The sequence below is a fragment of the Pseudomonas sp. PMCC200344 genome (assembly GCF_030053095.1).
Taxonomy (GTDB): domain Bacteria; phylum Pseudomonadota; class Gammaproteobacteria; order Pseudomonadales; family Pseudomonadaceae; genus Aquipseudomonas; species Aquipseudomonas svalbardensis.
This window is the reverse complement of record NZ_CP125618.1, coordinates 3,714,864-3,729,672: the sequence shown is the minus strand read 5'-3', so window position 1 is coordinate 3,729,672 and position 14,809 is coordinate 3,714,864. Positions and strand designations below refer to the sequence as shown.

Below are 14,809 nucleotides of genomic sequence, written 5' to 3'. Positions count from 1 at the left end.
TCGATACGCTCACGGAGGGCAATCTTTTTCATCCAGCATTTTCAATCAGGAGATCATCATGACCCAGATCGAAAAAGTACTGTACACCGCCAAAGTCCACACCACGGGTGGGCGGGACGGCGCATCACGCAGTGATGATGGACGACTCGAAGTCAAGCTTTCGTCACCTGGCACCAAGGGTGACGGCACCAATCCGGAGCAGTTGTTCGCCACCGGGTGGTCAGCCTGCTTCATCGGTGCGATGCAGGTCGCTGCCGGCAAAATGAAGGTCACGCTCCCGCCTGATCTGGCCATTGACGCCGAAGTTGACCTGGGCACCAACTCAGGGGGTTACCTCCTGCAGGCTCGCCTCAACATCAGCCTGCCGGGAATGGACCGCGAAACGGCCCGGGCGCTGGTGGATGAAGGGCACAAGCTGTGTCCGTATTCCAAAGCCACGCGGGGCAACATCAACGTCGAAATCAACCTGGTCTGAGCCGGACCTGTTACGCAATTTGGGCAAGGCATCGCAAGGGTGAAACTCAAACGTTTCGCCCTTGCGAGATGACTCACGTGCCCTGTGTCTTCTCTGACCGGCTGGTAAAGCGTCTTCGGTGACCGATAAGCGCAAACTCATCACTCATCGTGACCCTCAACTGAGGTAATGAAGATGAAGCACCTTTTCGCGGTTGCTATCGCTATCCTCGCGCTTTGCGTCTCGGCTCTCGCCAGCGTCGCTCCCGCCGCCGATCCCCAGGCCATTCAACCCTTCCACGTCAATGTGGCGGACAAGGAACTCGCCGATCTGCGCAACCGTATCGCGGCGACCCGCTGGCCGGACAAAGAGACGGTTTCCGATCAATCACAGGGCGCACAGCTGGCACAACTGCAGGCGCTAGTTCGCTACTGGGGCACGGACTACGACTGGCGCAAGGCCGAGGCGCAGCTCAATACTCTGGCGCAGTACGTGACCACCCTCGACGGAGCCGATATCCACTTTATCTGGGTGCGTTCCCCCCACCCGAACGCTTTGCCGATGATCATGACCCACGGTTGGCCAGGCTCCGTGTTCGAGTTCATCAAAGTCGTCGGTCCGCTCACCGATCCGCCCGCGCACGGGGGCAATGCGGCAGATGCTTTCGATGTGGTGATTCCGTCCATTCCTGGCTACGGCTTCTCCGGCAAACCGAGTGGTAACGGTTGGGATCCGGACCACATCGCGCGGGTCTGGGTGCAGCTGATGCAGCGCCTCGAATACACCCACTACGTCGCCCAAGGTGGCGACTGGGGCGCCCCCATTACCAGCGCGATGGCACGCCAGGCGCCGGCCGGGTTGCGCGGTATTCACCTTAACCTGCCCGCCACGATACCGGCGGAAGCGAGCGCGGCGCTCGCTGTCGGCGGACCGGCGCCGGCGGGATTTTCCGAGGAAGAACGCGCGACCTATGACGCCGTCGCCACGCTCGTCAAACAGGGGAACCTGGCGTACAGCACAATGATGGCCGCGCGACCGCAGATGATCGGTTACGGCGCGACGGATTCACCGGCATTCCTCGCCGCGCTCATGCTCGTACATCCTGGTTTTGCCCGGTGGACATACGGCGCCGACCCCCAACAGTCGCCGACGAAGGATGAAGTGCTGGACGACATCACCCTCTACTGGCTGACGAATAGCGCCGCTTCGGCAGCGAGGCTCTATTGGGAGAACATGGGGCGAAGCCCTCTTTCTTCGGCGGCACAGAAGACCACCGATATTTCGCTGCCGGTGGCTGTTACCGTGTTTCCAGAGGATGTTTACTGCCCGCCAGAAACATGGGCCCGGCGCGCCTATCGCAACCTGATCTACTTTCATCAGGCCGAAAAGGGCGGCCACTTCGCGGCCTGGGAACAGCCGCAGCTTTTTACCGAGGAACTTCGCACGGCGTTCCGATCGCTGCGCTAGTCGAACACTGCCCGTGGGGACGGCCTACGCGGTCTGGACCGGTATCGGCGCGGCGGGCACCGCCACTCACAAACCATCGCCCAACACCTTGAGGTACTCGGGACTCTCGGATATCGAGTTGTGCCCCGTACCCGGTATGACCTTCAGCGATGCCACCCCGTTGGCGAAATGCGTGAAGAGCCGCTCGGTGCTGGAACGCGGTATCACTTCGTCGTGCTCAGCCGCGATCAACAGCGTCGGCACCGTGATATGGGCGGCGTACTTCCAGGATTCAAAGGTGTCCTTGAGCAACCACTTCACCGGGAAAATGGGGAACTGCCGGGCGGCGAGTTCTTCAACACTGTTGTAGGGCGTGATCAGCACCAGACGCGCCGCCGGGCGTTGGCTGGCGAGGCGTACGGCGACGCCCGAGCCCAGGCTGCGACCAACCACCGTAATGTGTGGATGGGTGGCGTAGACCAGGTCAAACAAGGTCATGGCGTCACGCGAGATCATCTCCTCGGAGGGCGATCCGGAACTGCCACCGTAGCCTCTGTAGTGCAGCAAGTAGACGGCGTGACCGGCAAAGGCTTCGGAAAACGAAGGTAGGCTCCGGGAGACGTCCTCGGCATTTCCACCGAAATAGATCAGCGCATTGGCCCCCTCGCGCGGCCTGACGGACACCAACACCTGTGCGTCGTCGACGGACAGTGTGAGCAGCGTTGCCGAGGTGCCGACAGCGCGGGGTTGCGGGAAGTAGATGAGGGCGCGCTGAAACACGAACAGCGCAGCGCACAGCGCCAGATACACAACGGCGACGATGACGACGATTGACACCAGGATTCGTGGCATTCGGCTAACTTTAGTGGGCGGCATTGACGGCTCTGGCCTGAAGACGGCTATCGCGTGATCGCTGTCAGAGTGTAGTAGACCGATAGCGCGACGCACCGGGAGGGCAGCCATGCCCATCGCTGTTAAATGGCTCAACGTCCTGCCGTCGGAAAGAGCGGCGCTGAGGCTGGGTTTCGCCTTCCATTTCTGCGTGCTGGCCAGCTATTACCTGGTCCGACCGCTGCGCGATGCCTTGGGCCTTGAAGGCGGCGCCGACAAGTTGCAGTGGCTGTTCACGGCCACCTTCGTGGTGATGTTGTTGATGGTGCCGCTGTTTGGTGCGCTGGTGTCGCGGCTGCCGGCCACCCGTTTCGTGCCGTTGATCTATCGCGTGATCGCCGTGTCGATGCTGGTGTTTGGCGTGTTGATCGCCAATCACGTTGCACCGGTGGCCGTCGGGCGCGTGTTTTTCGTCTGGATCAGCATCTACAACCTGTTCATCGTCTCCATTTTCTGGAGCGTGCTGGTGGACCGGTTTTCCAGCGAACAAGGGCGGCGGCTGTTCGGCTTCGTCGCAGCCGGTGGAACGCTGGGCACGTTCATCGGGCCGTTGCTGGCCGCGACCATGGCCACCCGGTTTGGCCCGGTGGCGTTGACCATCGCCGCGGCGGTGCTGCTGGAAGTTGCGGTGCGCTGCTATCGGGCGTTGCTGTCCCGTACGGAATCGCAATCCGGCCGTCGGTCGCTGGATGATCGGCGCATGGGCGGCAGCATGCTCGCCGGCATCACCCTGATTCTGCGCTCGCCTTATCTGCTCGGACTGGTGTTGTTCATGCTGTTGCACACCAGTGCCGCGACCTTGTTGTATTTCGAACAGGGACGAATTGTCGCCGGTAGCTATGCTGATGTGGCCAGCCGGACACAATTCTTCGCCGTCGTCGATTTGTTCGTGTCGGCGCTGACCTTGGTCTTTCAGTTGGTGTTGACGGCGCCGCTGATCCGTTTGATTGGTATCGGCGGGGCGCTGGCAGCCTTGCCGCTGGCGACGATCGTGGCGTTCGCCGCCATGGCCCTGGCGCCCGTGCCGGCAACCGTGGCGCTGGCACAGGGGCTGCGCCGTGCGGTCGAGTTCGCCATCGTGCGTCCGGCGCGAGAAGTGCTGTGGACCGTGGTCAGCCGAGAAGAAAAGTACAAGGCCAAGAATGTGATCGAGACCCTGGTGTATCGCGGCGGAGATGCCGCCAGTGGCTGGTTGTCCGCGGGGTTGACGGCGCTGGGAGCGGGTTTCGGGCTGGTGGCGCTGGTGATCGTGCCGTTTGCCGGGCTGTGGGGCGGGTTGTGCCTGTGGCTGGCCAGGCAGCAGGTGCAAAGGGCTGACAGCAAAAATGTGGAAGGACAATTCCATGAGCCACACTGATGGGTACACGCGTCGAAAAATACTCACGCTGGCTGCCGGTGCTTCGGCGGTTTTCACCTTCGATCCGGCTTTTGCAGCATCCACGCCGTCGACCGAAACAGGAGGCAAGAACATGCTGACCCGGGCCATTCCATCCAGCGCCGAACTACTACCGATCGTTGGGCTGGGCACGTATCGCGGTTTTGATGTCGAGCCTTCAAGTCCAGCCTACAAGCAGCTGCCTGCTGTGCTGCGCGCGTTGTTCGAGAAGGGCGGGAAGGTGATCGACAGTTCGCCGATGTACGGTCGCGCCGAACAGACGACCGGTGAACTGCTGTCGATTCATGAACCGCGCTCGCCGGCGTTTCTGGCCACCAAGGTGTGGACTCGTGGCCGCGAAGAAGGCATCGCGCAGATGGAACAGTCCTTCAAACTGTTGCAGACCGACCAGATCGACCTGATGCAGATCCACAACCTGCTGGACTGGCAAACCCATTTGCCCACGCTGCGCAAATGGAAGGAAGAAGGGCGCATTCGTTACATCGGCATCACCCATTACACGGCGTCGGCGTATGACGAGGTGGAGGCGGTGCTCAAGGCCGAGCCGTTGGATTTTTTGCAGATCAACTATGCCCTGGACGATCGCGGCGTCGAGAAACGCATCCTGCCGCTGTGTCGCGAACGGGGCGTGGCGGTGATCTGCAATCGGCCATTCGGCGGCGGTGATTTGCTCGCCCGCTTGAAGGGCAAGCCGCTACCAGGGTGGGCCGCGCAAGTGGGGATCAACAGTTGGCCGCAACTAGCGCTCAAGTTCCTGCTGACGCATTCGGCGGTGACTTGCGTGATCCCCGGCACCGGCAACCCGCGTTACATGGCAGAAAACGCCGGTGCAGGTTTCGGTCCGATGCTGACGGGAGCGCAGCGCGAGCAGTTGATCGACGTGGTGGGGTAGGCGAACTTTCGAGGCCAGTCAGGTGTTGTCCGGCGTCTGGCGAAATCGCTCCGGGATGGCCTCTTCAAATGGATAAAACGAAAACCAGGGCCTGGCTTCGTCAATGACCCGCTGGACGGACGGTTTGCTCATCAGCCTGTCGAAATAGGCTTTCAAGTGACCGTAGTCGTCGGGGAACGGCTCAAGCGTGCTGGCATAAAACAGGGCCGGAGCCGCGGCGCAATCGGCCAGGCTGAAATCTGCACTGGCGAGCCAGATTCTGGAGGCCATCTGGCGGTCGAGCATGCCGTACGTCGTCTGCAGTGTGGAACGTTCTCTGGTCAAATCGCCGTGAGCGTCGCGCAGGCGATCAAACACAATCTGTTGTAGCGGCGCCTGGAGATAGTGGTCGCAGACACGGTCCCACAGACGGACCTCCAGCGCGGTGTCCCAATCGTTCGGAACGAGTGGATGTGCACCCGGATAAAATCGGTCCAGGTATTCGATGATGATCGTGGTCTCCGCCACGTTGCGCTGGCGAGCGTGATCGCGGATGACCGGGAACTTGCCGAGCGGCCACAGCGCTTGCAGCTCTGCTCTGTCTGCATCATTGGCGAGATCGATGATCCGCTTTTCGAATTCGACAGTGTTTTCGTAGAGCGCGATGAGCACTTTGTGGCAGAACGACGACAGCGGATGGTAGTAAAGAGTCAGCGACATTTCTCAGCTCCTCGAAAGGCAGGTGACCCCCATCATCATAGTCGCCGTCCGGGACGGTTAAGCGCGCGGTGCTAGACTTTCAGGGTGGGATGGATGATCGAACAACCTGATCCGGCGGTGCGATGGTGAGAACGCTGGAGGTATGACATGACGACTCAACTGCTGGCTAAAGAACACATCAACGTGGTGGTCCGAAATTATGTAGAAGGCATGGTGTTCGCTGATGAAGCCTTGCTGCGACAGGCCTTTCATCCTTCTTGCCGCATCATTGGCCATTACGAAGGAACGCTGGAATGGGCATCTCTGGAGGAATTTATCAGCGCGATCAAGGCCGAGGGGCCGGCAGCCAAAGAGGTCAAACCGTTTTGGGAAGTGCTCAGCATCGATGTCACGGGCGATGCCGCCGCGGTAAAAGTCACTGATGATTATCTCGGCATGCGATTTACCGATTATCTGTCGCTACTGAACATCAATTACCGCTGGATGATTGTGAACAAGCTGTATTACCTGAATGAATAGCGCCTGAGCCCGGGAGCCAAAAGGCTCCCGGGCATCGTTATGCAATCAGCGCCGATCCAGCCACACCGTCTGGGCATTGCAGAACTCGCGTACACCGAAATGCGAGAGTTCACGACCAAACCCGCTTTTCTTCACGCCGCCGAAGGTGACACGTGGGTCGGAGGCGCAATAGCCATTGATAAACACGCCACCGGTTTCCAGTTCACCGGCCATCTGCTCGGCAAGCTCGACGTTACGTGTGTAAATGGTGGAGGCGAGGCCGAACTCACTGTCATTCGCCAGTGCCAATGCATGCGCCGCATCGCGCGCCGTGATGATCGAGGCCACCGGGCCAAACAGTTCCTGTTTGAACGAGGTCATCTGGTCGGTGACATCACCGAAGACCGTAGGCTCGTAAAAGTTGCCGGGGCCTTCAGCCTTCTTGCCGCCCATCAACAGCGTCGCGCCTTCTTCCAGGGTGTCGCGCACCTGTTGATCCAGTTCATCACGCAGATCAAAGCGAGCCATCGGCCCGATGTAGGTGTCGGCGGCCAGTGGATCGCCGACCACCAGTTTTTGCGTGGCTTCGACGAACTTGCGCGTGAATTCCTCGACGATGCCTTGCTCGACGATCAAGCGTTTGGCCGCCGCGCAAACTTGCCCGGTGTTCTGATAACGGCCAATCACTGAGGCTTTGACCGCTTCGTCGAGGTCGGCATCGTTGAGCACGATAAACGGATCGGAGCCGCCCAGTTCCAGTACACACTTCTTCAACGCCGCACCGGCTTGAGCGCCGATGGCGATGCCGGCTCGCACGCTGCCGGTGAGGGTCACTGCCGCTATGCGTGGATCGGCGATCGCGGTGGAGACGCCGTCCGGCATGACATTGATGACCTCGAACACGCCTTCAGGGAAGTCGGCTTGCTTGAAGGCCTCCCGCAACAGATAGGCGCTGCCCATCACGTTGGGCGCATGTTTGAGCACGTAGGTGTTGCCGGCGATCAACGCTGGAACGGCGCCGCGCAGGACCTGCCAGATCGGGAAGTTCCACGGCATTACCGCGAGAATCGGGCCGAGCGGGCGATACTCAATGCGCGCTTTTCCTCCTTCAACCAGCGTCGGCTCAGCGCTCAGCATCGCGGGGCCGTGCACGGCGTACCACTCACAGAGCAGCGCACACTTTTCAATTTCGCCACGCGCCTGAGTGATCGGCTTGCCCATTTCCAGGGTGATCATGTTCGCCATCGCGGCGGCGTTGTCGCGCAATGCCTGCGCCAGGGCGATCAGCAACTGCGAGCGTTGATCAACCGGTTGGCTGCGCCAGACGCGAAACCCGGCAGCGGCACGGGAAAGGGCGGCCTCCAGTGCCGATGCGGATTCAAAAGGGTAGTGGCCGATCTGCTCGCCGTTGGCGGGGTTGATCGAAATGGCATGGGTGAGGCTGGAAACTTGAGTCATGGCACCGTCCTGCGAGGTGGGGATGCGCTCAGGTTACGGTGGCGTTTGTTTTCTGGAAACTGAATAATACTGAGCATATCGTTCACGTTTGGAGAATGACTTGGATCTGGTTCAGCTGGAAATTTTCAAAGCCGTCGCCGAACACGGCAGCATCAGCGCAGCGGCTCAGCACATCCACCGGGTGCCGTCGAACCTGACGACGCGGATCAAGCAACTGGAGCTGGATCTGGGCGTGGATCTGTTTATCCGCGAGAAGAGCCGCCTGCGCCTGTCGCCGGCGGGCTGGAGTTTTCTCGACTATGCCCGGCGCATCCTCGACCTGGTTCAGGAGGCTCGCGCCACCGTAGCGGGTGAAGAACCTCAGGGATCGTTTCCGCTGGGGTCACTGGAGAGCACCGCGGCGGTGCGTATCCCTGAGCTGCTGGCCGCGTATAACCAGAAGCACGCCAAGGTCGAGCTGGACCTGTCTACCGGACCTTCGGGGACCATGATCGACGGGGTGTTGTCTGGCCGACTGGCGGCAGCGTTTGTCGATGGACCGGTGCTGCACCCGGCACTGGAAGGCGTGCCGGCGTTTGAGGAGGAGATGGTGGTGATCGCGCCACTCAACCATTCCCCCATTCATCGTGCGCGGGATGTTAATGGCGAAAACATCTATGCCTTCCGCTCCAATTGCTCTTACCGCCACCACTTCGAAAGCTGGTTCGCCAAGGACGCGGCGGTGCCCGGCAAGATTTTCGAAATGGAGTCCTATCACGGCATGCTGGCGTGCGTCAGCGCCGGTGCAGGCCTGGCGCTGATGCCCCGCAGCATGCTCAACAGCATGCCCGGATGCACCACCGTGAGCGTCTGGCCGCTATCGGAATCGTTCCGCTATTTGCGCACCTGGCTGGTGTGGCGCCGCGGGACGGTGTCGCAAAGTCTGACCATGTTTGTGCGCTTGCTGGAGGAGCGCGGGGTGGTGCGGGATGAGGCGGTGCGCTAGTTCGCGCGCTTGAGAATGTCCAGATCGGTGTGCCGGCTCATTCCCCGGCTTTCGTCGACTTGATGAGATTGTTGCGCAGCTTCACGACCGCTTTTTGCAGGATCGAGAACTCGTCGAACGTCAGGCCCGTCGCGTCGGCGAGACCCATTTCCGGTTGGCCTTCGCGCAGCTGTCGACCGTTCTTCGTCAGGCAGATCCGCACTTGGCGCTCGTCCTCGGGATCGCGCTGCCTTTGCAAAAAGCCCATCGCTTCCAGCTTCTTCAGGATCGGGGTCAGGGTGTTCGATTCAAGAAACAGCTTCTCGCCCAGGCTGCCCACGGTCTGATTGTCTTCCTCCCAGAGCGCGACGATGGTGATGTATTGCGTATAGGTCAGCCCAAGCTGCTCGAGTATCGGCTTGTAAGCCTTGCCGAAGGCCAGGTTGGTGGAATAGACCGCAAAACACAGGAATTCGGAGAGCTTCAGGTTGTCGGGGGCGACGTTGTCGGTGGATTTCATGTGCATCCTCGTTGGCCAAAGACGGATGGCTCGCAAAAAGCGAAATATACCTCGTATGCGATTGTGTCGGAACGACTCTAACTGACGGTGGCGACCGGTTCGACGACGAAAGTCGAACCGGTCGTACGGCGCATCACGCTGTCAGGGCGTTGATGACCACGTCGATATTGCCGCGCGTTGCCTTCGAGTACGGGCAGATTTGGTCTGCGGCGTGCGCCAGCTCCGTCGCGACGTTTTGCGTCAAGCCTGGCACGCGAAGACTCAACCGGGCCTGGAGGAAGTAGGCCGGACCGGTCTGGCCCAGATCGACCTCAATATCAACGGCCAGATTGGGCGGCAGCGTCACCTTCATATTTTTCGCCGCCAGCTCGACGGCAGCGGTGTAGCAGGCTGACCATGCGCCGGCGAAAAACTGCTCTGCTGTTGGGTGCGGCACGATGGCGGCGAACTCGTGTGCCAGTCTAGGGTTTCCAGGCGACGAGAGCTGGATGGCGAGGCCGCGGGAAGAGTTGTCACCGTCGCTGAACGTCGTGTGGGTTTTGCCTGTGGCCAGGACTTTTTCGATCTTGTTCATGGATGAGTCCTCAACGTTTTGGGTTTGTTGTTCGCATGCGCTTAAGGCGCATGCGATATATATGGCGTATCGACCATGCCGATCGATAGCAACGCCGCGCGGTGCGTCAAGCCGTGAGGACGTTCAGGGCCACGTCAATGTTACCCCGCGTCGCTTTCGAGTACGGGCAGATTTGATCGGCGGTGTGCGCCAGTGTCGTCGCGATATCGTGGGACAAACCTGGCACGCGCAGGGTCAATCGAGCCTGAAGGAAGTAGGCCGGACCGGTTTGACCCAGATCGACTTCGATGTCGACGGACAGATCAGACGGCAGCACCACGTTCATCTCACCGGCCACCAGCCCGACGGCGGCTGTGTAGCAGGCCGACCATGCGCCGGCGAACAGTTGCTCGGCAGTCGGGTGCGGTTGGGTGGCTGCGAACACGTGGGCCGGTTTCGCATTACCTGGCGACGACAACTCGATGTCGAGGTTGCCGTGGGCACGGGTCGCGTCGCTGAACGTGGTGTGGGTTTTGCCGGTGACCAGTACTTTTTCGATCTTGCTCATGGAATGAATCCTCAACGTTTCAATAGGTGGTGTCTAATTGTCGTATACGTTTGTATCGTATGCGATTGAAATAATATTCGCGCAGAGCCCAATCGGTGTCAAGGGGTGGTGCGCTGCCCAGCCGACGAATGGCCGGGTTACCGGGATATGCCGAATTCGTCGTCGACCGGGCCTAAAGCGATCAAGCCATGGCGTCTGGAATGGGCCAGTCTGGGCGGTCTGTCCAAGGAGTTGATGATGAAACGACTGTCCCTGGCCGAAGCTCGCGAGCTGGCCGAATCGATCTTGCTGCACAACGGTTTCAACCTTGCCCACGCTCAGGCGGTGGCCGCCACGGTGATTGCCGGCGAGCGCGATGGCTGCGCCTCCCACGGTCTGTACCGGGTTTTGGGATGCGTAAATTCGCTCAGGGCCGGCAAGGTGGTGGCCGATGCCGAGCCACGGGTGATCGACCAAGCCCCTTCGATCGTGCGGGTCGATGCGGCGGGTGGTTTCTCCCAGTTGGCGTTTCAGGCGGGTCTGCCATTACTGGAGGAGAAAACCCGGGCAAACGGGATTGCGGCGCTGGCGATCAATCGCTGTGTGCATTTTTCCGCGCTGTGGGTTGAGATCGAGCAGCTGACCGCTGCCGGCCTGGTGGCGCTGGCGTGTAATCCCAGCCATGCCTGGGTCGCGCCGGCGGGGGGCAGTCAACCGGTGTTCGGGACTAATCCCATCGCTTTCGGTTGGCCGCGTTCGGGCACGGATCCTTTTGTGTTCGACTTCGCCACCAGCGCGATTGCCCGTGGCGAAATCGAGTTGCATCGACGTGCCGGCAAAGCGATTCCCGAGGGTTGGGGTGTGGACGCCGACGGGCAGCCAAGTACCGATGCGAACGTGGTGCTCGATGCGGGTGCGATGCTGACGTTCGGCGGGCACAAGGGCTCGGCGTTGGCCGCCATGGTGGAGTTGATCGCCGGGCCGTTGATCGGTGATTTGACCAGTGCCGAATCGCTGGCCTATGACGCCGGCAGCAAGTCATCGCCGTACCACGGCGAGCTGATTATCGCCCTCGATCCGCGGCGCTTTCTTGGCGAGGGCACCGAGCAGCACTTGGCCCGTGCCGAAGTGATGTTCCAGAGCATACAAGGGCAGGGTGCCCGCTTGCCGTCGCAGCGGCGTTACGAGGCGCGAGCGCGCAGTTTGGTGGAGGGCGTGCAGATTCCCGAAGCCTTGTACAACGACTTGAAGGCACTGCTGGGATGAAGAAGCGGGGGGCGGCCAACCCTGTGGGAGCGAGCCTGCTCGCGAAGGGGTCGTAACATTCAACATTTCTGTCGACTGTTACACCGCTTTCGCGAGCAGGCTCGCTCCCACAGGAGGTCGCTGCTCAATTGAGTGGTTTTACAGCGGTTGGCGGTGGCTGTTGCCGTCGACCAGACGGGCGATGCCCAGCGGATTGGCGTTTTTCAGCGCGTCGGGCAGGAGCGCATCCGGGCAGTTCTGGTAGCACACCGGTCGCAGGAAACGCTCGATGGCCAGGCTGCCGACCGAGGTGCCACGGGCATCGGAGGTGGCCGGGTAGGGGCCGCCATGCACCATCGCATCGCAGACTTCGACACCGGTCGGGTAGCCGTTGAACAGTACCCGTCCGACTTTCTGTTCGAGCAGCGGCAGCAGTTCGTCATGGGTCTGCAGGTCACCGGCTTCGGCAATCAGTGTGGCCGTGAGTTGACCGTGCAAACTCTGCAATGCCCGTTGCAGTTCGGCCTTGTCGGCCACTTCCACCAACACGGTAATCGGGCCGAACACTTCTTCCTGTAACAGAGGATCGCCATTGAGCAGCAGGCTGACGTCGGCCTTGAACAGCTGCGGCTGGGCCTGCTTGCCCTGTTGTTCGCGGCCGGCCAGGTGGCTGATGTGCGGATGCGCGCGCAGCGCCTGCACGCCCTTGGTGTAGCTGGTTAACGTGCCAGCGTTGAGCATGGTTTGCCCCGGCTGGTCGGCCATTGCCGCGCTGAGCGATTCAACAAATGTGCTGAATTCAGGGGAGCGAATACCAATCACCAATCCGGGGTTGGTGCAGAACTGGCCGCAGCCGAGCACCACTGACGCGGCGAGTTCGCTGGCGATTTTCTCGCCGCGCAGTTGCAGGGCTTCGGGCAGTACCAGCACCGGATTGATGCTGCTCATTTCGGCGAACACCGGAATCGGCTGAGGCCGTGCGGCGGCCATGTCGCAGAGGGCGCGACCGCCCTTGAGCGAGCCGGTAAAACCCACCGCCTGGATCGCCGGATGCTTGACCAGCGCTTCGCCGACACCCGCGCCGTAGATCATGTTGAACACGCCTTTGGGCATGCCGGTTTGCTCGGCGGCGCGAATGATCGCATCGGCCACGAGTTCGGCAGTCGCCATATGCCCGCTGTGGGCCTTGAACACCACCGGGCAACCGGCGGCCAGGGCGGCCGCGGTGTCGCCACCGGCGGTGGAGAACGCCAGCGGGAAATTGCTCGCGCCAAACACCGCGACCGGGCCGACGCCGATTCGGTACTGGCGCAAATCCACACGTGGCAGTGGCTGACGGTCGGGCAAGGCCCGGTCGATGCGCGCGCCATAGAAATCGCCACGGCGCAGGACCTGAGCGAACAGGCGCATCTGACCGCTGGTGCGGCCGCGCTCACCCTGAATACGCCCGGTCGGCAGCGCGGTCTCGCGGGTTACCAGGGCAATGAACTCATCGTCCAGCGCATCCAGTTGCGCGGCGATGGCCTCTAGAAACTCTGCGCGGCGGCTCGCCGGCAAGTTGCGGAAAGCGGGGTAGGCGGTAGCCGCGGCTTGGGCGGCGGCGTCGACTTCCTGAATGGTGGCTTGCATGAACGAGTAGGGCAGCGCTTCACCGGTACTCGCATCATGGCTTTGCACGGTGATGTTGCCGGCGGCACTGCGCGCACCGCCGATGTAGTGGTGGCCGATGATGTGGGGCATGAAAAACTCCTGTCGGAAAAGGGCAAAGGGAAAGGCGCGCCGGACACAAATATTCGCCAGGCTCAAGCCAACGAATCACCCCGACGTGCGCTGGCGGGTACGGCGGTGTCCAGAGCAGCGATCCGTGCAGCGGATTCGCTATCCACCACATGCAGCGACTTGCCACGGGTTTCCCGAGTCAGGCCGACGGCGACAATAGAGATCAGCGCGGCGCCGACCAGGTACCATGCGATCGGTGTCGAGCTGTGGTACTTGTTGAGCAGGGTGAGGGCAATCAGCGGCGCCAGCGAGCCGGCGAAGATCGGTGCCACCTGGTAGCACAGGGACAACGCGGTGTAGCGCACGTGGGTCGGGAACATTTCGGCCATCAGTGCCGAGTAGGGCGCGTAGGTCATCGACTCGATCGCCAGGCCCAGGGTGATTGCCCCGATGATCAGCCAGTTGTTGCCGGTGTCCATCATCGGGAAGCCGATGAAGCCCCAGAACGCGGTGAGGATTGCGCCGGTCAGGTACACCGGTTTGCGCCCGACCAGGTCGGACAGATAACCCATCAGCGGGATCATGAAGAAATGCAGCAGGTGCGCGCCGAACATCAGAAACAGAATCTCTGAAGTGTCCTTGTGCACCACCAGTTTCAGGTAGGTAATCGAGAAGGTCACAACGGTGTAGTAAAGGATGTTCTCGGCAAACCGCGCGCCGATACCGACCAGCACCGCACGCCAGTGATGACGCAGCACTTCGACCACGCCCAATTGTTGTTGCTTGTTTTGCGCCTGACGGGCCTGGGCTTCCTTGAAGATCGGCGCGTCATCGACGCTGGTGCGAATCCAGTAGCCGATCAGCACCACCACCGCCGAGAACCAGAACGCGACACGCCAGCCCCACGCGAGGAATTGCTCTTCCGACAGGTTCGACGACAACAGCAGCAACGCGACGGTCGCCACCAGGTTACCGGCCGGGACACCGGCTTGCGGCCAGCTGGCCCAGAAGCCTCGGCGATTGTCCGGGCAGTGTTCGGACACCAGCAGAATCGCACCACCCCATTCACCACCGAAGGCGAAACCCTGGATCAGCCGCAGCAGCACCAGTAACACGGGCGCGGCGTAGCCGATTTGGTCGAAGCCGGGCAGGCAACCCATCAGGAATGTGGTGATGCCGACCACCACCAGGCTCAGTTGCAGCAGGCGTTTTCGGCCGAACTTGTCACCGTAGTGACCGAACACCAGGCCACCCAGCGGGCGGGCGAGGAAGCCGACGGCATACAGAGCGAAGGCGGCGAGAATGCCATCGATCGGGCTGTCGGTCTGGCGAAAAAACAGCTGGCCGAAGACCAGTGCCGAGGCGGTGCCGTAGAGAAAGAATTCATACCATTCGGCGACGGTGCCGGCCATGGCGGCGGCCACGACACGTTTGAGTCCCGAAGGTGAGGTTGCGCGGGCGGTGCTGTGAGGATTGGGCATGCTGACGTTTCCTGTAGAGGCGCAAAAAACAGGTAGCCGGGCCGGG

The 14,809-nt window shown here is 61.2% G+C and carries 15 protein-coding genes and 1 pseudogene; 8 read left to right on the top strand and 8 right to left on the bottom strand.

The features are described 5' to 3' along the window. The first annotated feature begins 58 nt into the window (after positions 1 to 58). The 3 genes and pseudogenes from QFW87_RS16900 to QFW87_RS16890 form a co-directional block, all read left to right on the top strand. Positions 59 to 475: an organic hydroperoxide resistance protein gene (locus tag QFW87_RS16900; protein WP_283180637.1), complete on the top strand. Its 417-nt coding sequence runs from the start codon at positions 59 to 61 to the stop codon at positions 473 to 475. A 174-nt stretch (positions 476 to 649) separates the two neighbouring features. Beyond that, positions 650 to 1,921, top strand: coding sequence for an epoxide hydrolase (locus QFW87_RS16895; RefSeq protein WP_283188314.1), 1,272 nt, complete (start codon positions 650 to 652; stop codon positions 1,919 to 1,921). Continuing rightward, positions 1,917 to 1,985: pseudogene (locus QFW87_RS16890) on the top strand (SMR family transporter); the annotation flags it as partial. The gene QFW87_RS16895 and the pseudogene QFW87_RS16890, both read left to right, overlap by 5 nt. A 2-nt stretch (positions 1,986 to 1,987) precedes the next feature. Here QFW87_RS16890 and QFW87_RS16885 read toward each other — a convergent pair. Next, positions 1,988 to 2,776: an alpha/beta fold hydrolase gene (locus QFW87_RS16885; RefSeq protein WP_283188313.1), complete on the bottom strand. Its 789-nt coding sequence runs from the start codon at positions 2,774 to 2,776 to the stop codon at positions 1,988 to 1,990. Between the two features lie 85 nt (positions 2,777 to 2,861). On the opposite strand from QFW87_RS16885, the gene QFW87_RS16880 reads away from it, so the two are divergent. Both QFW87_RS16880 and QFW87_RS16875 read left to right on the top strand, forming a co-directional pair. Continuing rightward, positions 2,862 to 4,148 carry an MFS transporter gene (locus QFW87_RS16880; RefSeq protein ID WP_283188312.1) on the top strand — a complete coding sequence of 429 codons (1,287 nt, stop codon included), beginning with the start codon at positions 2,862 to 2,864 and terminating at the stop codon, positions 4,146 to 4,148. After that, entirely contained in the window at positions 4,135 to 5,079 is a 945-nt protein-coding gene (locus QFW87_RS16875; protein WP_283188311.1) for an aldo/keto reductase, read from the top strand. The genes QFW87_RS16880 and QFW87_RS16875 overlap by 14 nt, the downstream gene beginning before the upstream one ends. Before the next feature lie 18 nt (positions 5,080 to 5,097). On the opposite strand, the gene QFW87_RS16870 is transcribed toward QFW87_RS16875, so the two are convergent. Then, on the bottom strand, positions 5,098 to 5,778 hold the full coding sequence (locus tag QFW87_RS16870; RefSeq protein WP_283188310.1) for a glutathione S-transferase family protein: 681 nt from the start codon (positions 5,776 to 5,778) through the stop codon (positions 5,098 to 5,100). A gap of 147 nt (positions 5,779 to 5,925) precedes the next feature. Here QFW87_RS16870 and QFW87_RS16865 point away from each other — a divergent pair, with 147 nt between their 5' ends. Then, positions 5,926 to 6,297, top strand: a complete 372-nt coding sequence (locus QFW87_RS16865; RefSeq protein ID WP_283180631.1) for a nuclear transport factor 2 family protein — start codon at positions 5,926 to 5,928, stop codon at positions 6,295 to 6,297. Positions 6,298 to 6,342: 45 nt separating this feature from the next. On the opposite strand, the gene QFW87_RS16860 is transcribed toward QFW87_RS16865, so the two are convergent. Next, positions 6,343 to 7,734: an aldehyde dehydrogenase family protein gene (locus QFW87_RS16860; RefSeq protein ID WP_283188309.1), complete on the bottom strand. Its 1,392-nt coding sequence runs from the start codon at positions 7,732 to 7,734 to the stop codon at positions 6,343 to 6,345. Positions 7,735 to 7,834: 100 nt separating this feature from the next. Here QFW87_RS16860 and QFW87_RS16855 point away from each other — a divergent pair, with 100 nt between their 5' ends. Continuing rightward, positions 7,835 to 8,719: a LysR family transcriptional regulator gene (locus QFW87_RS16855; RefSeq protein WP_046046804.1), complete on the top strand. Its 885-nt coding sequence runs from the start codon at positions 7,835 to 7,837 to the stop codon at positions 8,717 to 8,719. 37 nt (positions 8,720 to 8,756) lie between these two features. Here QFW87_RS16855 and QFW87_RS16850 read toward each other — a convergent pair whose 3' ends face one another. The 3 genes from QFW87_RS16850 to QFW87_RS16840 form a co-directional block, all read right to left on the bottom strand. After that, complete coding sequence (locus QFW87_RS16850; protein ID WP_283188308.1) at positions 8,757 to 9,218, bottom strand: MarR family transcriptional regulator; 462 nt, start codon at positions 9,216 to 9,218, stop codon at positions 8,757 to 8,759. A gap of 133 nt (positions 9,219 to 9,351) precedes the next feature. Continuing rightward, on the bottom strand, positions 9,352 to 9,792 hold the full coding sequence (locus tag QFW87_RS16845) for an Ohr family peroxiredoxin (RefSeq protein ID WP_283180628.1): 441 nt from the start codon (positions 9,790 to 9,792) through the stop codon (positions 9,352 to 9,354). Positions 9,793 to 9,898: 106 nt separating this feature from the next. Then, positions 9,899 to 10,339: an Ohr family peroxiredoxin gene (locus QFW87_RS16840; RefSeq protein ID WP_150657332.1), complete on the bottom strand. Its 441-nt coding sequence runs from the start codon at positions 10,337 to 10,339 to the stop codon at positions 9,899 to 9,901. 237 nt (positions 10,340 to 10,576) lie between these two features. On the opposite strand from QFW87_RS16840, the gene QFW87_RS16835 reads away from it, so the two are divergent. Beyond that, positions 10,577 to 11,584, top strand: a complete 1,008-nt coding sequence (locus tag QFW87_RS16835; RefSeq protein WP_283190924.1) for an Ldh family oxidoreductase — start codon at positions 10,577 to 10,579, stop codon at positions 11,582 to 11,584. 138 nt (positions 11,585 to 11,722) lie between these two features. On the opposite strand, the gene QFW87_RS16830 is transcribed toward QFW87_RS16835, so the two are convergent. After that, positions 11,723 to 13,303 (bottom strand): aldehyde dehydrogenase (NADP(+)), encoded by a 1,581-nt coding sequence (locus QFW87_RS16830; RefSeq protein WP_283188307.1) that lies wholly within the window; start codon positions 13,301 to 13,303, stop codon positions 11,723 to 11,725. 62 nt (positions 13,304 to 13,365) lie between these two features. Further along, positions 13,366 to 14,763, bottom strand: a complete 1,398-nt coding sequence (abaF, locus tag QFW87_RS16825) for a fosfomycin efflux MFS transporter AbaF (RefSeq protein ID WP_283188306.1) — start codon at positions 14,761 to 14,763, stop codon at positions 13,366 to 13,368. Between the last annotated feature and the right edge of the window lie 46 nt (positions 14,764 to 14,809).